This is a genomic window from Mycolicibacter virginiensis (assembly GCF_022374935.2).
GTDB classification, from domain to species: Bacteria; Actinomycetota; Actinomycetes; order Mycobacteriales; family Mycobacteriaceae; genus Mycobacterium; species Mycobacterium virginiense.
The window spans coordinates 3,061,686-3,076,435 of the sequence record NZ_CP092430.2 but is presented as its reverse complement, the minus strand read 5'-3'; the positions used below and the strand labels follow the sequence as shown (position 1 = coordinate 3,076,435).

Genomic DNA, 14,750 nt, shown 5'->3' with positions numbered 1-14,750 from the left:
GCGGTCATCGCGCCACCAACATGGCGATCAGCACTCCCACCGCACCGTAGGCCAGGTAGAGGTGCACGCTGCCGGTGTGGGCGCGGCGCACCAGCTGCGCGGCGCCGGCGACACCCCGCAGCAGCGGGGCATACCAGCGGTCTTCGACGACGTCGGCCACCCGCGCCCGGTAGGCGATCCGGTCCACGTAGTAGCTCGACGGAGCTTGGCGGGTCACTTCGACTGCGGTGTCGGCGTGTAACACATCGTCGAAGACCTGCTGTAGCGGTTGGGCGAACGACGTCGCGGTGTATTGCATGCGCGGGCTCAGATCGTCTGCGCCGCAGGCCCACAGCGGCACCGTGGCAGTGCTGGGGCGCACACGTGCCCGCCAGCGGGAACCGATCAGCACCACCACGACCGCGACGGCCAGAACGGCGGTCAGCAGGCCGGGGGACATGGACGCGTCTAGCCCGGGAATGCGCAGGTAGGTTCCGATCTGCGGGGCTGCCCCCGACACGGGCAGGATGTCGAGCACCCGGTGCAACAGCGGGCCGACGGCGGCCGGTGCGACGGCCAGCACCAGGCAGGCGAGTGCGGCCAGGGTCATCCCGGTGAGCATGGTGGTGGGCGCTTCCCGGGCCGCCGCTGCGGCATCCGAGCGTGGGCGGGCCAGGAACCCGATACCGAACGCCTTGACCATGGCGGCCACCCCCAGGCCGGCGGTCAGTGCGATCGCACCCACGGCCAGTGGTGTCACCAGGGTGATCGTGACGTCATGGTCGGCTCGGGCATGCATCAGCGACTGGATCAACAGCCATTCGCTGATGAAACCCGCCCCCAACGGCAGGCCGGCGGCGCCGAGCGCGGCCACGCCGAACAACGCTGTGGTACCGGGCATTCGGCGGGCCAGCCCGCCGAGTCGATCCAGGTCGCGCAAGCCGGTGGCGGCCAGTACCGATCCGGCGGCCAGGAATCCGAGGCTCTTGAACGCACTGTGGGCGAGCAGATGCAGCAGCGCCGCGACCCCTGCAACGGCCGCGGCATCGCGCGATCCCGCGCCCGACAACAACGTCGCCGCACCCAGGGCCAGGGTGATCAGCCCGATGTTCTCCGTCGTCGAATACGCAAGCAGCCGTTTGAGGTCGGTCGCCACCGACGCCTGTAACACTCCGTAGAGCGCCGATGCGCCTCCGGCGATCAGCAGCGTCAGACCCCACCACCGTGGGCCGGGACCGAGCAGCTGCATGTCAACACGGATGATCCCGTAGATGCCGAGGTTGACCATGGCGGCGCTGAGCAACGCCGAGACCGGGCTGGGGGCTTCCGGGTGCGCCCTGGGCAGCCACGCGTGCAGGGGCATGAGTCCGGCTTTGGAACCGAAGCCGATCAGGGTCAACACGAACACCATGTCGCGCACGCGGTCGGGCAGCACGCCCATGGCGGCGAAGTCGTCGCCGACGTGGGCTGCCAGCACCACCATGCCCAACAGCAGCGAAACGAAGCCCAACTGGGTCATCACCGCGTAGATCAATGCGGCCGAACGCACCTCGCTGCGCTGTTGATCGGTGAGCACCAACACCAGCGACGCCAGCGCCATCAGTTCCCATGCAAGCAGGAACGTCGTTACCGAGCCTGCCGCCGGAACCGTCAGCAACGTGGCGACGAACAGCGGCAGCGTCAGCAGTGGGACCGCACCGTAGCGCTCGTGGCGTGCATAGCCGATCCAGTACAGGCCAGCGGCCACGGCCACCGCACCGGTCAGCGCCATGAAGAACCCGCCGAGCGGATCGATGCGCAGCTGTACACCCAGCAGCGGCACCAGCCAGTCGATGCGAATCGCGGGCACGGTGCCGAACACGCCGGCCAGGCCGATGCCGACTCCGGCGGCACCGATACCGGTCGTGGCGATACCGCTGAGGGCCGCTGGAAGCGCTTGGTGGTGCGATGTGTCGGGGGTCGAAACCGTCAGCGTGCTCACCGGCCGGTCACCGACCGCAGCGCGTCGAGGATCTGCTCGGGGGTCGGTGGGCAGCCGGGGATCTCGACATCGACCGGAACCACCTCGCCGACGGCCCCCACCGTTGCGTACGACTGCGCGAACACCCCGCGGTTGAGGGCACAGTCCCCGCACGCGATGACTTTGCGAGGCTGCGGGGTGGCCTCCAGGGTGTTGCGCAGCGGCTCGGCCATGTTGCGGGTGACCACGCCGGTGACCAGCAGGGCGTCGGCGTGACGCGGGGAGGCGACGAGCCGGGCGCCGAATCGCTCGGCGTCGTACACCGGGCTGAAAGCCCCGGCGATCTCGATCTCGCAGCCATTGCACGATCCGGCGTCGACGTGGCGGATCTGCAGCGAGCCCGTCACGCCTCCCGGCGGTTCGGTGGCGGTCGGTGGACGGGCGCCGGCAGGCTCGGTGACACGGCCCAGGGCACGGATTCTGGTGAGCCAGCTCATTGCCCGGCTCGCAGGTCATCGAGGATGGCCACTTGTTCGTTGAGCAATCCGGCCAGCGCCTTGCGCGCCACGGCGAGCAGTTCGGCGATCACCGGCGAGGCGATCGAGTAGACCACCGCATTGCCGTCCTTGGCCGCTGTCACCACGCCCGCACGACGCAAGACACCCAGTTGTTGGGACAGGTTCGATGCCTCGAGGCCGATCTCGGGGAGCAACTCGCCGACGGTGTGGTCGCGTTCGGAGAGCAGCTCCAGGATCCGGATCCGGGCGGGGTGCCCGAGGGTCTTGAAGAACTCGGCTTTCACCTGATGGAGCGAGTTCGGCACAGCGCAGACCATAGCAGTGAAAGCATCAATTGAAAATATCTTCATATGTTGAGACGGTTGAGGGCGGCGTCGCCACCCCGGGCTCTGTTTGACCGTTCCGGTAGGGCAGGATGACAATGCCGTCGCGGACGATTGCCGCGATGGCGCTGTCATATGCGCGCAGCCCGGAGGAGCCTGATGACGGAGCCGACGAGTACCGACGGAGACCGGCCGGCCGGCCGCCCCCCTTTTTCCCGGGTATTGCTCAAGCTCGGGGGGGAGATGTTCGGCGGCGGGCAGGTAGGGCTCGATCCCGATGTGGTCGCCCAGGTGGCCCGCCAAATCGCCGAAGTGGTCCGCGACGGCGTGCAGGTGGCCGTGGTGATCGGCGGCGGCAACTTCTTCCGTGGCGCCCAGTTGCAGCAGCGCGGCATGGAACGGATGCGCTCGGACTACATGGGCATGCTCGGTACCGTGATGAACAGCCTTGCGCTGCAGGACTTCCTGGAAAAAGAAGGTATCGACACCCGGGTGCAGACCGCCATCACCATGGGGCAGGTCGCTGAGCCCTACATCCCGCTGCGGGCGCAGCGGCATCTGGAGAAGGGCCGGGTAGTGATCTTCGGCGCCGGCATGGGACTGCCGTATTTCTCCACCGACACCACGGCGGCTCAGCGCGCGCTGGAGATCGGCGCCCAGGTGGTGCTGATGGCCAAGGCGGTCGACGGCATCTTCACCGCGGACCCTCGCGTCGACCCGGACGCCGAACTGCTCACCTCGATCACCCATCGCGAGGTCATCGAGCGGGGCCTGAAGGTGGCCGATGCCACCGCGTTCAGTCTGTGCATGGACAATGGCATGCCGATCCTGGTGTTCAACCTGTTGACCGATGGAAATATCGCGCGGGCGGTCGCGGGTGAGAAGATCGGGACACTAGTCACCAGCTGAATGGGCGCGGTGCGGGTGACCACCGGCGGCAACGGCGCTACAGCGAAAGCGATAACGAGGAGCGGGGCACATGATCGACGAGGCTCTCTTCGATGCCGAAGAGAAAATGGAGAAGGCCGTGTCGGTGGCCCGTGACGACCTTTCGACCATCCGCACCGGCCGGGCCAACCCGGGCATGTTCTCCCGGATCGTCATCGACTACTACGGGTCGATCACCCCGATCACCCAGCTGTGCAGCATCAATGTGCCCGAGGCGCGACTTGTCGTGATCAAGCCCTACGAGGCATCGCAGTTGGGGCCCATCGAGACCGCGATCCGCAACTCCGACCTCGGCTTGAACCCCAGCAACGACGGTTCGCTGATTCGGGTGTCGGTGCCGCAGCTCACCGAGGAACGACGCAAAGAGCTGGTCAAGCAGGCCAAGGCCAAGGGGGAGGACGCCAAGGTCTCGGTGCGCAACATCCGCCGCAAGGCGATGGAAGAACTGCACCGTATCCGCAAAGACGGCGACGCCGGCGAGGACGAGGTCGGTCGGGCGGAGAAGGACCTGGACAAGTCCACCCAGCAATACGTGACCCAGATCGACGAACTGGTCAAGCACAAAGAAGGCGAGCTGCTGGAGGTCTAACGGCCGTTCAGCAGGCACAACCGTGGCAGACCAAGACACCGGCGTAGACGCCGCGGATTCACAACCGAAACAATCGCGAGCTGGACGCAACCTTCCCGCGGCTATCGCCGTGGGCGCAGTGCTGGGCGGGACGCTGGTCTACACGCTGTTGTTCGCCCCGCGCTTCTGGGTGCTGATCCTGGCGGTGGCCGCTCCGGTTGCCACCCATGAGATCACCCGGCGGCTGCGTGAAGTCGGCTACGACGTGCCGTTCATCCCGCTGGCACTCGGCGGCCAGGCGATGCTGTGGCTGTCGCTGCCGTTCGGCGCCCGCGGAGTGCTGGGTGCCTTCGGGGCGACTGTGGTGATCGTCATGATCTGGCGGCTGGTGGGCCGGGGGCTGGACCACGCCCCGGTCAACTATCTGCGAGACATGTCGGCGACGATCCTGATCGCGGTGTGGGTGCCGCTATGCATGAGCTTCGCGGCGCTGCTGGTCTTCCGCGATGACGGCCCCGGTCGGGTGTTGTGCCTGTTGTTCCCGGTGGTCTTCTCCGACATCGGCGGCTACGCCGTCGGTGTGCTGTTCGGTAAGCACCCGATGGCGCCGGCGATCAGCCCGAAGAAGTCCTGGGAGGGTCTCGGCGGATCACTGGTGCTCGGCGTTGGCGCGGCCGTGTTCGCGGTGACGGTGTTCCTCGACCGGCCGTGGTGGGTGGGGCTGCCGCTGGGGCTGCTGCTGGTGTTCACCGGAGTCTTCGGCGACCTAATCGAATCGCAGGTCAAACGCGATCTGGGCATCAAAGACATGGGACGGCTGCTGCCCGGACACGGCGGGCTCATGGACCGGCTCGACGCGCTGCTGCCCTCGGCCGTGGTGACCTGGATCGTGCTGACCGTCCTGCCCTGAGTCACCGGCATACTGGAACGGATCATGACGCAACAGCTGGTGTTCACCGCACCGCGGCGGGCACTGCCGCCGCGGCATCTGGCCGACCTCGACGCCGAAGGCGTGGTGGCCGCGGTCGCCGAGCTGGGGTTGCCGGCATTTCGCGCCAAACAGCTGGCGAACCAGTACTACGGCCGGCTGATCGCCGATCCGCAGCAGATGACCGACCTGCCCGCCGCGGTGCGCTCCTCGGTGGCCGATGCGCTGTTCCCCACGCTGCTGACCGCGTCCAGCGAGATCGAATGCGATGCCGGTGAGACCCGCAAGACGCTGTGGCGCGCCCACGACAACACCAAGTTCGAATCGGTGCTGATGCGCTATCCGCGCCGCAACACCGTGTGCATCTCCTCGCAGGCCGGCTGCGGCATGGCGTGCCCGTTCTGTGCGACCGGGCAGGCCGGTCTCACCCGCAATCTGTCCACCGCCGAGATTCTCGAGCAGGTGCGGGCGGCGTCGGTCGAACTCCGCGACCGGGACCACGGCAGGCTCTCCAACATCGTGTTCATGGGGATGGGGGAGCCGCTGGCCAACTACGCCCGGGTGGTGGCCGCGGTACGGCGCATCATCGAGCCGGCGCCCAACGGCTTCGGTATCTCGGCGCGATCGGTGACGGTGTCCACGGTGGGACTGGCCCCGGCGATCCGCAAGCTCGCCGACGAGCGCCTCGGGGTGACACTCGCGCTGTCGCTGCACACCCCCGATGACGAACTGCGCGACACGCTCGTTCCGGTCAACAACCGGTGGAAGGTCTCCGAAGCCCTCGACGCCGCCCGCTACTACGCCGACGTCACCGGCCGGCGGGTCTCAGTGGAATACGCATTGATCCGCGACGTCAACGATCAGCCCTGGCGGGCAGATCTTTTGGGCAAAAAGCTGCACAAGGCGCTGGGGCCGCTGGTGCACGTCAACCTGATTCCGCTCAATCCCACGCCGGGAAGCGAATGGGACGCCAGCCCCAAGCCGGTGGAGCGGGAATTCGTCCGGCGCGTCCGGGCCCAAGGCGTGGAATGCACGGTCCGCGACACCCGCGGCCGCGAAATCGCTGCGGCGTGCGGCCAGTTGGCGGCTGAACGCGACTAGTCCTACGTCCCTTACTTCATCGAAACCGACGTTTTGCAGGCTTCGTCTCGAACTTCGCCTGCGAAACGTCGGTTTCGGCGCTCAGTACGGGGCTCGGCTAGCGCAGCCGGCCGCGGTTGCGGAGAACGATGTCGCGCACCACCACGAACAGCGTCAGCGCCGCGAATCCGAGCAGGAAGTAGTCCTCGACGTGGCCGATGTGGTTGCCGCGCAGCATGAGCAGCAGGAAACCGACGATGCCGAAGCCGACGATGTGCCAGGTGCGGTAGTTGATGGCGCTCCAACCCCACGCCGCAGACGGCACCTCGACAGGGTCAACCCCGGTGTGGCGCTCCACCTCGGTACTGGCCACTTCGACTCCTTAGGTTCGCAGCAGGTTCGCATCATTCTGGCATACGGCCGGTCAGTGCACCGCAGGGCGGCGACCCGTTGGGTCGCGCTTCGGGCGCCTAGATCTCGAACGTCCGGTAGGCGGCCGGGCCGACGATCGCGGCCAGGCTCTCGGGCGTCCATTGCTGGTCGCCGTCGAGCAGCATCCGTGCCGCGGCTTCGCAGATCGCCAGGAACACTTCGGTGAGCGCGGCCAGGGTGTGGGTGGTCGGGGCTCGGTGTTCCACCAGTGGCTGCATCACGGTGGCGACCCGCTCGGTGAGCCGGGCCCGGCCCGAGACTACGGCAGCCGCCAGGACCGGATCCTGGTCGGCGCTGAAGATGATCCGCCATGATGCCGGCCGTTCACGCACGGCGGACAGGAACGCGCGGAACCCGGCGATGAACCGGTCTTCGACGCTGCTGGCTCGCTGCGGTGGCAGAGCTCCGAGCAGGCTGGTCAGCATCAGCTCGGTCTCGCGGTCGAGCAGCGCGGCCAGCACCTCGCCCCGGCCGTCGTAGCAGGCGTACACCACCGGACGGGTGACACCGATCCGCTCGGCGATCGCCTTCATGGTTACCCCGGCGACTCCGTGCTCGGCAGCGATCTGCAGGGCGGCGTCGAGCACCTGCGGCCGACGTCGTTCGGGCCCGAGATGCTCGGCGCGGGACCGGTTCGCGGCTGGTTCCGGCACCGGCTCAGCGTAATTGGATGTCGGCGAAGATCAGCACCGGCCAGGCCACGATCTCCCCGAGAACCGAGAACACCTTGTCGAGTCCGCGCACCTCATGCAGGTGCTGGTAGTGGCTGCCGGCCCAGTACACGCCGATCACCAGGTAGGCGCTGAGCAGCACCGAGCCCATTACTGCGAGGTAGAACAGCTGGCGGATGCTGAGCTGACGGTCCAGCAGGCGCGCCACGCTCCCAAGGTTCATCGGATGCTCCCCAGGATCGGCTGGGACTCGATGAGCCCCTCGTCGCTGGGCGCCAGGCCTTCGCCGAAGACCCGATGCGACTGCTTGGCTCGGAATTCCAGATGGGCCTGCGCCGGTACGGCGTAGCCGTAGCGTTTCTGGGCTTCCCGCGGAGTCGTGGTGACCGGGTTCACCGGCCGGATCGCACGCAGCACCCGGGTGCCGATCGGAAGCGTCATCGGTGAGATCAGCCGCAGCAGCATCAACTGCACGCGGGGACTCAGGCTCAGCAGCGTGAACGCGGCGCTCAGCGGCGGCACGATCAGTGCGTCGAGCACCCGAGAGGTGTCGGTGGCTTTCAAGCCGCCGAGCTTGCGCATCCAGCGGGGCATGGTCGCCAGGGTGCCGCGGCGCAGGAACGCGGTAACGACCAGCGCGCCCGGCCACAGCAGCTTCGGCAGCGACTGCGGCAGGATCACCTCGGCGTGCAGCAGGTGCGCCATCGCGCGCCGGGCGATGGCGGAGTTGATCAGCTGCGGGCGCATCTGGTCGAAGTAGGCCGCGACGCCTTCCCGGGTGCGCGGTACATCGGCCGGGTCGAGGGTCTGCAGTTCGGCTGCTTTGGCGCAGTCGGCCCAGTAGGACGCCTCTTCGTCCGACGAAAGCGGTCCGGGTCCGTACTTCTCGTAGGCGTACAGGATCGAGTGCCAGGCGGTGAGGTGGATCCACATCTGAGAGGCCGGGTCGTTGGCGTCATAGTGCGCGCCGGTGACCGGGTCGACGCCGATGGCTTTGGAGTGGATCCGGACCAGCATGTCGGCTGCTTCTGCAGTGGTGCGGCTCTCGCCGAAGGCCACCATCGCGAAGTAGCGCAGGGTGCGGTCGTAGCGGGTCCGCGGCCGGTCATAGATCGCCTGGGTGGCATCGACGGAGGCGACCAGCGCGGGGTCGAGTTCTTCGATGACAACGGCGCGCTGGAATCCGATCGATAGTGATGTCGGGTAGCTCCAGACCTTCCAGGTCGCCGAGTCGGGGCCGAAGAATCCGTAATCCTCGGCCGGCTCGGCGTCGGGCAGGGACAGCCACGTGCGCAGAGTGCTCATTTCGTCTGCCTTTCGCCAATTTTCTGGCTCGTTCTCGATTTTCTGGCTCGTTCTCGATTTCCTGGCTCGTTCTCGATTTCCTGGCTCGCTCGAATTCCTACACTGTGTAGGATTCTGCATCGGCGGTGATGGGCGGTCAAGGGTCAGATTTCGGGGATACCGTGGGCGCATGGCCGCTGATGCCGATCAAGCGCCACAGCTCTGGGATTTCGCCGTGGCCCCGCCCCGCACCGCGCCCGGCGTGACGTCGATGGTGGGTTACCGCGCACTCGATGTGCCGGACACCGTGCACCGCGGGATGCCGTCGTCGACGTTGACGTTCATCGTCAGCCTCGACGAGGGAGTGGAAGCCGCCGAAACAGCCGAGGCGCTACCGACGGCCGCGCCGAATCCGGTCATCCTCGGCGGACTGCACGTGCAGGCGAGTCACGTGCGCCAGCGTCGCGGTCAAGCGGGCGTGCAGGTGGCCCTACACCCGCTGGCCTCACGCGCGGTCTTCGGCGTGCCCGCAGCCGAGTTGAGCGTTTCCGACTTCAACGCGATGCCCGTCCTGGGCCGCGGCTCGGCGCTGCTGCATGAGCGGATCGCCGAAACCCGGTCCTGGCCGGCCGCGTTTGCGTTGCTGGCGAACTATCTCGTCGAGGGCCGCCGCCGACACGACACCACTGTGCGACCCGAGGTGGCCTACGCCTGGCAGCTGCTGGGACGCAGCCGGGGGAGGGCGCCAATCGCAGGCATTGCCGAGCAGATTGGGGTGAGCCAGCGGCATCTGACCACGCTGTTTCATCGCGAGGTCGGCCACCCTCCGAAAGCCGTGGCCATGCTGATGCGTTTCGAGTACGCGACCGCCCGGATGGCCGATGATGCTCGCCGGCATCAGCAGGTCGACCTGGCAGGTGTGGCGGTTGCTGCCGGATACGCCGATCAGGCTCATCTGACTCGCGAATTCGTACGCTACGCCGGGGTCTCGCCGGCGGCATGGCTGGCCGAGGAGTTCCAAAACATTCAAGACGGCGGACACGCCCCGCGGTCAGAGTGGAGCCATGACGCATCAGAATCCGACCGTCTGGTTGACCCTGCAAGCGCATGACGCGCACAAACTCATCGACTACTACGTCGACACCTTCGGCTTCGTCGTCACTGCCCGCCACGGCGATGACGGCGACACCATCGCCCATGCCGAACTGCGCTGGCCAGAGGGCGTCGGCGGCATCATGCTCGGCAGCCACAAGCCCGGTAATGACTGGTGCCGTGAACCCGGCACCGCCGGTGGTTTCGTCGTCACCACCGACCCCGACGGCCTATACCAGCGGGTCCTAGAGCGCCGGGCCGAGGTGATCCGACCGCTGACCGACACCGACTACGGCGCCCGTGAGTTCGCCGTCCGCGACCCGGAAGGCAACCTGTGGAGCTTCGGCAACTATGCGGGAGCACAATAGGTGGGTGAGCACGGGCCGCCGGATCAAAGTTCTGCTGTTGGGCTCCACCGGCTCGATCGGAACCCAGGCGTTGCAGGTCGTAGCGGCGAACCCGGACCGTTTCGAGATCGTCGGGCTGGCCGCCGGAGGCGGTAACCCGCAGCTGCTGGCCGACCAGCGCGCCGAGACCGGGGTCGCCAATATCGCCGTCGCCGACACGCAGGTCGGCGAGGCGCTCGAGGCCGCCTATCGCGGCCCCGACGCCGTGACTCGGCTGGTGTATGACACCGAGGCCGACGTGGTGCTCAACGCCCTGGTCGGCGCGCTCGGACTACGGCCTACCCTCGCCGCGCTGGAGACCGGTGCACGGCTGGCCCTGGCCAACAAGGAATCGCTGATCGCCGGCGGTCCGCTGGTCCTGGCGGCCGCCGAACCGGGTCAGATCGTGCCGGTGGACTCCGAGCACTCCGCGCTGGCCCAGTGCCTTCGGGGCGGCACCTCCGACGAGGTCGCCAGGCTGGTGCTCACCGCTTCGGGCGGACCGTTCCGAGGCTGGAGCGCCGCCGAGCTGGAGCACGTCACACCCGAGCAGGCTGGGGCGCATCCGACCTGGTCGATGGGGCCGATGAACACCCTGAACTCGGCCTCGCTGGTGAACAAGGGACTCGAGCTCATCGAAACCCACCTGCTGTTCGGCGTTCCCTACGACCGCATCGACGTCGTCGTACACCCGCAATCGATCGTGCATTCCATGGTCACCTTCACCGACGGATCGACCATCGCCCAAGCCAGCCCGCCGGACATGCGCCTACCGATCGCGCTGGCCCTGGGCTGGCCGGCGCGGGTCCCCGGTGCGGCGGCGGCCTGTGACTTCTCCACCGCCTCCACCTGGGAGTTTGAACCGCTCGACGACACCGTGTTCCCGGCGGTGCAGCTGGCCCGCCACGCCGGGCAGACCGGTGGCTGCATGACCGCGGTCTACAACGCCGCTAACGAGGAGGCAGCAGAGGCCTTCCTGGCGGGCCGGATCAGTTTCCCGGCGATCGTGGCCACCATCGCCGAGGTGCTGGGCGCCGCCGACCAGTGGGCCGCGCAACCCGCTACCGTGGATGAGGTACTCGATGCGCAGCGCTGGGCCAAGGAACGAGCGGCTCGCGCCGTCGAGGCGATAGCTACGAGAAAGGTCGGAATCACCCGATGATGTTCGCGGTCGGCATCGCGCTGTTCGCGCTGGCCATCCTGGTTTCGGTGGCGCTGCATGAATGCGGCCACATGTGGGTGGCGCGCGCCACCGGCATGAAGGTGCGCCGCTACTTCGTCGGCTTCGGAACCACGCTGTGGTCGACGCGCCGCGGCGAGACCGAATACGGCCTCAAGGCGATCCCGGCCGGCGGCTTCTGCGACATCGCCGGCATGACCGCCGTGGAGGAGCTGGCGCCCGACGAGGTCGACCGCGCCATGTACAAGCAGAAGACCTGGAAGCGGGTGGCAGTGCTGGCCGCCGGCCCCGCCATGAACTTCATCATCGGCCTAGTGCTGGTCTACGCCATCGCGGTGATCTGGGGCCTGCCCAACCTGCACGCCCCCACCACCGCTGTCATCGGCGAAACCGCCTGTGTGGCACCCGAAGTCGTCAAGGGTGAACTGGGCACCTGCTCGGGCCCCGGCCCGGCGGCGCTGGCCGGCATCGAGTCCGGTGACGTGGTGGTCAAGGTCGGTGACACGCCGGTATCGACCTTCGAGGAGATGGCCACGGCCGTGCGCAAACAGCACGGCACCACGCCGATCGTCGTCGAGCGCGACGGCGCCACCCTCACCAAGTACGTCGACGTAGCTCCCACCCAGCGCTGGATCGCCGACGGCCCCGACCGCGAGGCCGTCCCCAGCACCGTCGGCGCGATCGGCGTGGCCGCGGCCCAATTCGGACCGACCCAGTACAACCCGGTCACCGCGGTTCCGGCCACCTTCGGCTTCAGCGGGGACCTCTCGGTCCTGCTGGGCAAGTCGCTGGCCAACATCCCCTCCAAGGTCGGCGCACTGGTGCACGCCATCGGCAATCCGCACGGGCAGCGTGACCCCGAAACCCCGATCAGTGTGGTGGGCGCCTCGATCATCGGCGGCGACACCGTCGATCATGGACTGTGGGTGGCGTTCTGGTTCTTCCTCGCGCAGCTGAACTTCATCTTGGGTGTGCTGAACTTGGTGCCGTTGCTGCCGTTCGACGGCGGACACATCGCGATCGCGCTGTTCGAAAAGCTTCGCAACATGCTCAGGTCGGCCCGCGGGAAGGTCGCGGCAGCACCGGTGAACTATCTCAAGCTGATGCCGGCCACTTACGTAGTCTTGGTGGTGGTGGTCGGTTACATGCTGCTCACCGTGACCGCCGACTTGGTCAATCCGATCAGGCTGTTTTGATAGGAGCCCCCTCATGAGCGTCGGCCTAGGCATGCCGGCAGCCCCTCCGCCCACACTGGCGCCACGTCGTAAGACCCGCCAACTGAAGGTCGGCGGGGTCGGGGTGGGTAGCGACCATCCGATCGCGGTGCAGTCGATGTGCACCACCAAGACCCACGACGTCAACGCGACCTTGCAACAGATCGCGGAGTTGACCGCCTCGGGTTGCGACATCGTGCGGGTGGCCTGCCCCCGCCAAGAGGACGCCGACGCGCTGGCCGAGATCGCCCAGCACAGTCAGATCCCGGTGATTGCCGACATCCACTTCCAGCCCAAGTACATCTTCGCCGCGATCGACGCCGGCTGTGCCGCGGTCCGGGTGAACCCGGGCAACATCAAGGAGTTCGACGGTCGGGTCGGCGAGGTGGCCAAGGCCGCCGGTGCCGCCGGCATCCCGATCCGCATCGGCGTCAACGCCGGTTCGTTGGATCAGCGGTTCTTGGCCAAGTACGGCAAAGCCACCCCCGAAGCCTTGGTGGAGTCCGCGCTGTGGGAAGCGTCGCTGTTCGAGGAACACGGCTTCGGCGACATCAAGATCAGCGTCAAGCACAACGACCCGGTGGTGATGGTGGCCGCCTACGAGCTGCTGGCCGAGCGCTGCGACTACCCGCTGCACCTGGGCGTCACCGAGGCCGGCCCGGCTTTCCAGGGCACCATCAAATCCGCCGTGGCGTTCGGCGCGCTGTTGTCGCGCGGCATCGGTGACACCATCCGGGTGTCGCTGTCGGCGCCGCCGGTGGAAGAAGTCAAGGTCGGCAACCAGATTCTGGAGTCGTTGAACCTGCGGCCCCGCGGTCTGGAGATCGTGTCGTGCCCGTCGTGTGGGCGGGCTCAGGTGGACGTCTACCGGTTGGCCAACGAGGTCACCGCCGGGCTGGAGGGGATCGACGTCCCACTGCGGGTCGCGGTGATGGGTTGCGTGGTCAACGGCCCCGGTGAGGCGCGCGAAGCGGATCTGGGTGTGGCGTCCGGCAACGGCAAGGGCCAGATCTTCGTCAAGGGCGAGGTGATCAAGACCGTTCCCGAGGCGCAGATCGTGGAGACCCTGATCGAGGAGGCCATGCGCCTGGCCGCCGAGATGGAGGATGGATCTCCCGGCGGTTCGCCCACCGTCGCCGTAAGCTGATCCCAGCCGGATCGCCATAGGCGCGCGGCAGTTGAGTTCGCCAGAAAGAGTCACTATGTCGGCTCCGCCCGAGTTCCGTCTCGACCAGCGACGGGTGTCCGTAGCGCGTGACGCCGCCGCGGTCTGGCGGGTGCTCGAAGAGGATCCGATCGGTTCCTGCATGGTCGCCGCGCGGGTTGCCGATCACGGTGTCGACCCCCGGTCGATCGGCGGGGAATTGTGGACGCGCGGCGGCGTGGACGAATCCCTGTGTTACGCAGGCGCGAACCTGATCCCGTTGCGCGGTGCCCCGGCCGACCTCACCGCGTTCGCCGACAAGGCGGTCGGTGCGATCCGGCGCTGTTCGTCGTTGGTGGGCCGGGCCGAATTGGTGTTGCCGATGTGGCAGCGTCTCGCCGATTCCTGGGGCCCGGCTCGTGACGTGCGGGAGAGTCAACCACTGATGGCGCTGCACGCCATGCCCGCCTGCCCGATGGATGCCGAAGTGCGCCAGGTGCGTCCCGACGAACTCGATGCGTATCTGGTGGCCGCCGTCGACATGTTCATCGGTGAGGTCGGTGTCGATCCTCGGGCCGGTGACGGCGGCCGCGCCTATCGCCGTCGGGTGGCGAACCTGATCGCGTCGGGCCGGGCCTGGGCACGCTTCGAGCGGGGTGAGGTCGTGTTCAAGGCCGAGGTGGGTTCCCAGTCGCCGGCAGTGGGGCAGATCCAGGGCGTCTGGGTGCACCCGGACCGACGCGGCCGCGGGCTGGGCGCCGGCGGCACCGCGATGCTGGCCGGGGTCATCGTCGGCACCGGGCGCATCGCCAGCCTTTACGTCAACGACTTCAACGAGGTGGCGCGGTCCACCTATGAGCGGGTGGGTTTCACCCAGGTCGGCACCTTCGCGACCGTGTTGCTCGACTGATCTCCGAATCTCTTCGTGCTCTTCGCCGAAACTGCGGTTGGCGCGGAAAAGTTCGAGTAGCGAACACGCCAACCCTCCCCCGCAAGCGGGTGGGGGTCCCCCCGCTTGCGGGGGAGTGCCCCCTGTCTCGGTG

At 67.6% G+C, this 14,750-nt stretch carries 17 protein-coding genes; 10 read left to right on the top strand and 7 right to left on the bottom strand.

The features are described 5' to 3' along the window. Positions 1 to 4: 4 nt before the first annotated feature. From MJO54_RS14895 to MJO54_RS14885, 3 genes are read right to left on the bottom strand one after another with little or no spacing between them, the layout of a single operon-like run. A complete protein-coding gene (locus tag MJO54_RS14895; RefSeq protein ID WP_082977536.1) occupies positions 5 to 1,960 on the bottom strand; it encodes a proton-conducting transporter transmembrane domain-containing protein in 1,956 nt (651 codons plus the stop codon). After that, positions 1,957 to 2,436 carry an NADH-quinone oxidoreductase subunit B family protein gene (locus MJO54_RS14890; RefSeq protein WP_046284436.1) on the bottom strand — a complete coding sequence of 160 codons (480 nt, stop codon included), beginning with the start codon at positions 2,434 to 2,436 and terminating at the stop codon, positions 1,957 to 1,959. Before MJO54_RS14890 ends, MJO54_RS14895 begins: the two co-directional genes overlap by 4 nt. Further along, on the bottom strand, positions 2,433 to 2,774 hold the full coding sequence (locus MJO54_RS14885) for an ArsR/SmtB family transcription factor (RefSeq protein WP_046284437.1): 342 nt from the start codon (positions 2,772 to 2,774) through the stop codon (positions 2,433 to 2,435). The genes MJO54_RS14890 and MJO54_RS14885 overlap by 4 nt, the downstream gene beginning before the upstream one ends. Positions 2,775 to 2,939: 165 nt before the next feature. Between MJO54_RS14885 and pyrH the strand changes: the two genes are divergently transcribed. The 4 genes from pyrH to rlmN all read left to right on the top strand — a co-directional run bounded on the left by pyrH (position 2,940) and on the right by rlmN (position 6,325). Next, the gene (gene pyrH / locus MJO54_RS14880; RefSeq protein ID WP_046284438.1) at positions 2,940 to 3,689 is read left to right on the top strand and encodes a UMP kinase; all 750 of its coding nucleotides are present in this window, start codon (positions 2,940 to 2,942) and stop codon (positions 3,687 to 3,689) included. 70 nt (positions 3,690 to 3,759) lie between these two features. Then, the gene (gene frr, locus MJO54_RS14875; RefSeq protein ID WP_046284439.1) at positions 3,760 to 4,317 is read left to right on the top strand and encodes a ribosome recycling factor; all 558 of its coding nucleotides are present in this window, start codon (positions 3,760 to 3,762) and stop codon (positions 4,315 to 4,317) included. A gap of 22 nt (positions 4,318 to 4,339) precedes the next feature. Next, positions 4,340 to 5,206, top strand: coding sequence for a phosphatidate cytidylyltransferase (locus MJO54_RS14870; RefSeq protein WP_046284440.1), 867 nt, complete (start codon positions 4,340 to 4,342; stop codon positions 5,204 to 5,206). 24 nt (positions 5,207 to 5,230) lie between these two features. Next, on the top strand, positions 5,231 to 6,325 hold the full coding sequence (gene rlmN, locus MJO54_RS14865; RefSeq protein WP_046284441.1) for a dual-specificity RNA methyltransferase RlmN: 1,095 nt from the start codon (positions 5,231 to 5,233) through the stop codon (positions 6,323 to 6,325). Between the two features lie 97 nt (positions 6,326 to 6,422). Here the strand turns inward: rlmN and MJO54_RS14860 are convergent, their stop codons facing one another. From MJO54_RS14860 to MJO54_RS14845, 4 genes are all read right to left on the bottom strand, one after another. Continuing rightward, the gene (locus MJO54_RS14860; RefSeq protein WP_046284442.1) at positions 6,423 to 6,677 is read right to left on the bottom strand and encodes a DUF2631 domain-containing protein; all 255 of its coding nucleotides are present in this window, start codon (positions 6,675 to 6,677) and stop codon (positions 6,423 to 6,425) included. 97 nt (positions 6,678 to 6,774) lie between these two features. Next, a complete protein-coding gene (locus MJO54_RS14855; RefSeq protein WP_065152492.1) occupies positions 6,775 to 7,389 on the bottom strand; it encodes a TetR/AcrR family transcriptional regulator in 615 nt (204 codons plus the stop codon). Positions 7,390 to 7,393: 4 nt separating this feature from the next. After that, a complete protein-coding gene (locus MJO54_RS14850) occupies positions 7,394 to 7,630 on the bottom strand; it encodes a hypothetical protein (protein WP_046284444.1) in 237 nt (78 codons plus the stop codon). Beyond that, positions 7,627 to 8,712, bottom strand: coding sequence for an oxygenase MpaB family protein (locus MJO54_RS14845; protein ID WP_064889464.1), 1,086 nt, complete (start codon positions 8,710 to 8,712; stop codon positions 7,627 to 7,629). The genes MJO54_RS14850 and MJO54_RS14845 overlap by 4 nt, the downstream gene beginning before the upstream one ends. A 250-nt stretch (positions 8,713 to 8,962) precedes the next feature. Here MJO54_RS14845 and MJO54_RS14840 point away from each other — a divergent pair, with 250 nt between their 5' ends. From MJO54_RS14840 to MJO54_RS14815, 6 genes are read left to right on the top strand one after another with little or no spacing between them, the layout of a single operon-like run. Beyond that, positions 8,963 to 9,802 carry a helix-turn-helix domain-containing protein gene (locus MJO54_RS14840; RefSeq protein WP_046284456.1) on the top strand — a complete coding sequence of 280 codons (840 nt, stop codon included), beginning with the start codon at positions 8,963 to 8,965 and terminating at the stop codon, positions 9,800 to 9,802. Beyond that, on the top strand, positions 9,756 to 10,151 hold the full coding sequence (locus MJO54_RS14835; protein WP_064889465.1) for a VOC family protein: 396 nt from the start codon (positions 9,756 to 9,758) through the stop codon (positions 10,149 to 10,151). The genes MJO54_RS14840 and MJO54_RS14835 overlap by 47 nt, the downstream gene beginning before the upstream one ends. Continuing rightward, complete coding sequence (gene dxr / locus MJO54_RS14830) at positions 10,135 to 11,331, top strand: 1-deoxy-D-xylulose-5-phosphate reductoisomerase (RefSeq protein ID WP_064889466.1); 1,197 nt, start codon at positions 10,135 to 10,137, stop codon at positions 11,329 to 11,331. The genes MJO54_RS14835 and dxr overlap by 17 nt, the downstream gene beginning before the upstream one ends. After that, positions 11,328 to 12,545, top strand: a complete 1,218-nt coding sequence (locus MJO54_RS14825; protein ID WP_046284448.1) for a M50 family metallopeptidase — start codon at positions 11,328 to 11,330, stop codon at positions 12,543 to 12,545. Before dxr ends, MJO54_RS14825 begins: the two co-directional genes overlap by 4 nt. 13 nt (positions 12,546 to 12,558) lie before the next feature. Continuing rightward, entirely contained in the window at positions 12,559 to 13,710 is a 1,152-nt protein-coding gene (gene ispG, locus MJO54_RS14820; protein ID WP_046284449.1) for a flavodoxin-dependent (E)-4-hydroxy-3-methylbut-2-enyl-diphosphate synthase, read from the top strand. A 55-nt stretch (positions 13,711 to 13,765) separates the two neighbouring features. Continuing rightward, entirely contained in the window at positions 13,766 to 14,617 is an 852-nt protein-coding gene (locus MJO54_RS14815; protein ID WP_046284450.1) for a GNAT family N-acetyltransferase, read from the top strand. The last annotated feature ends 133 nt before the right edge of the window (positions 14,618 to 14,750 follow it).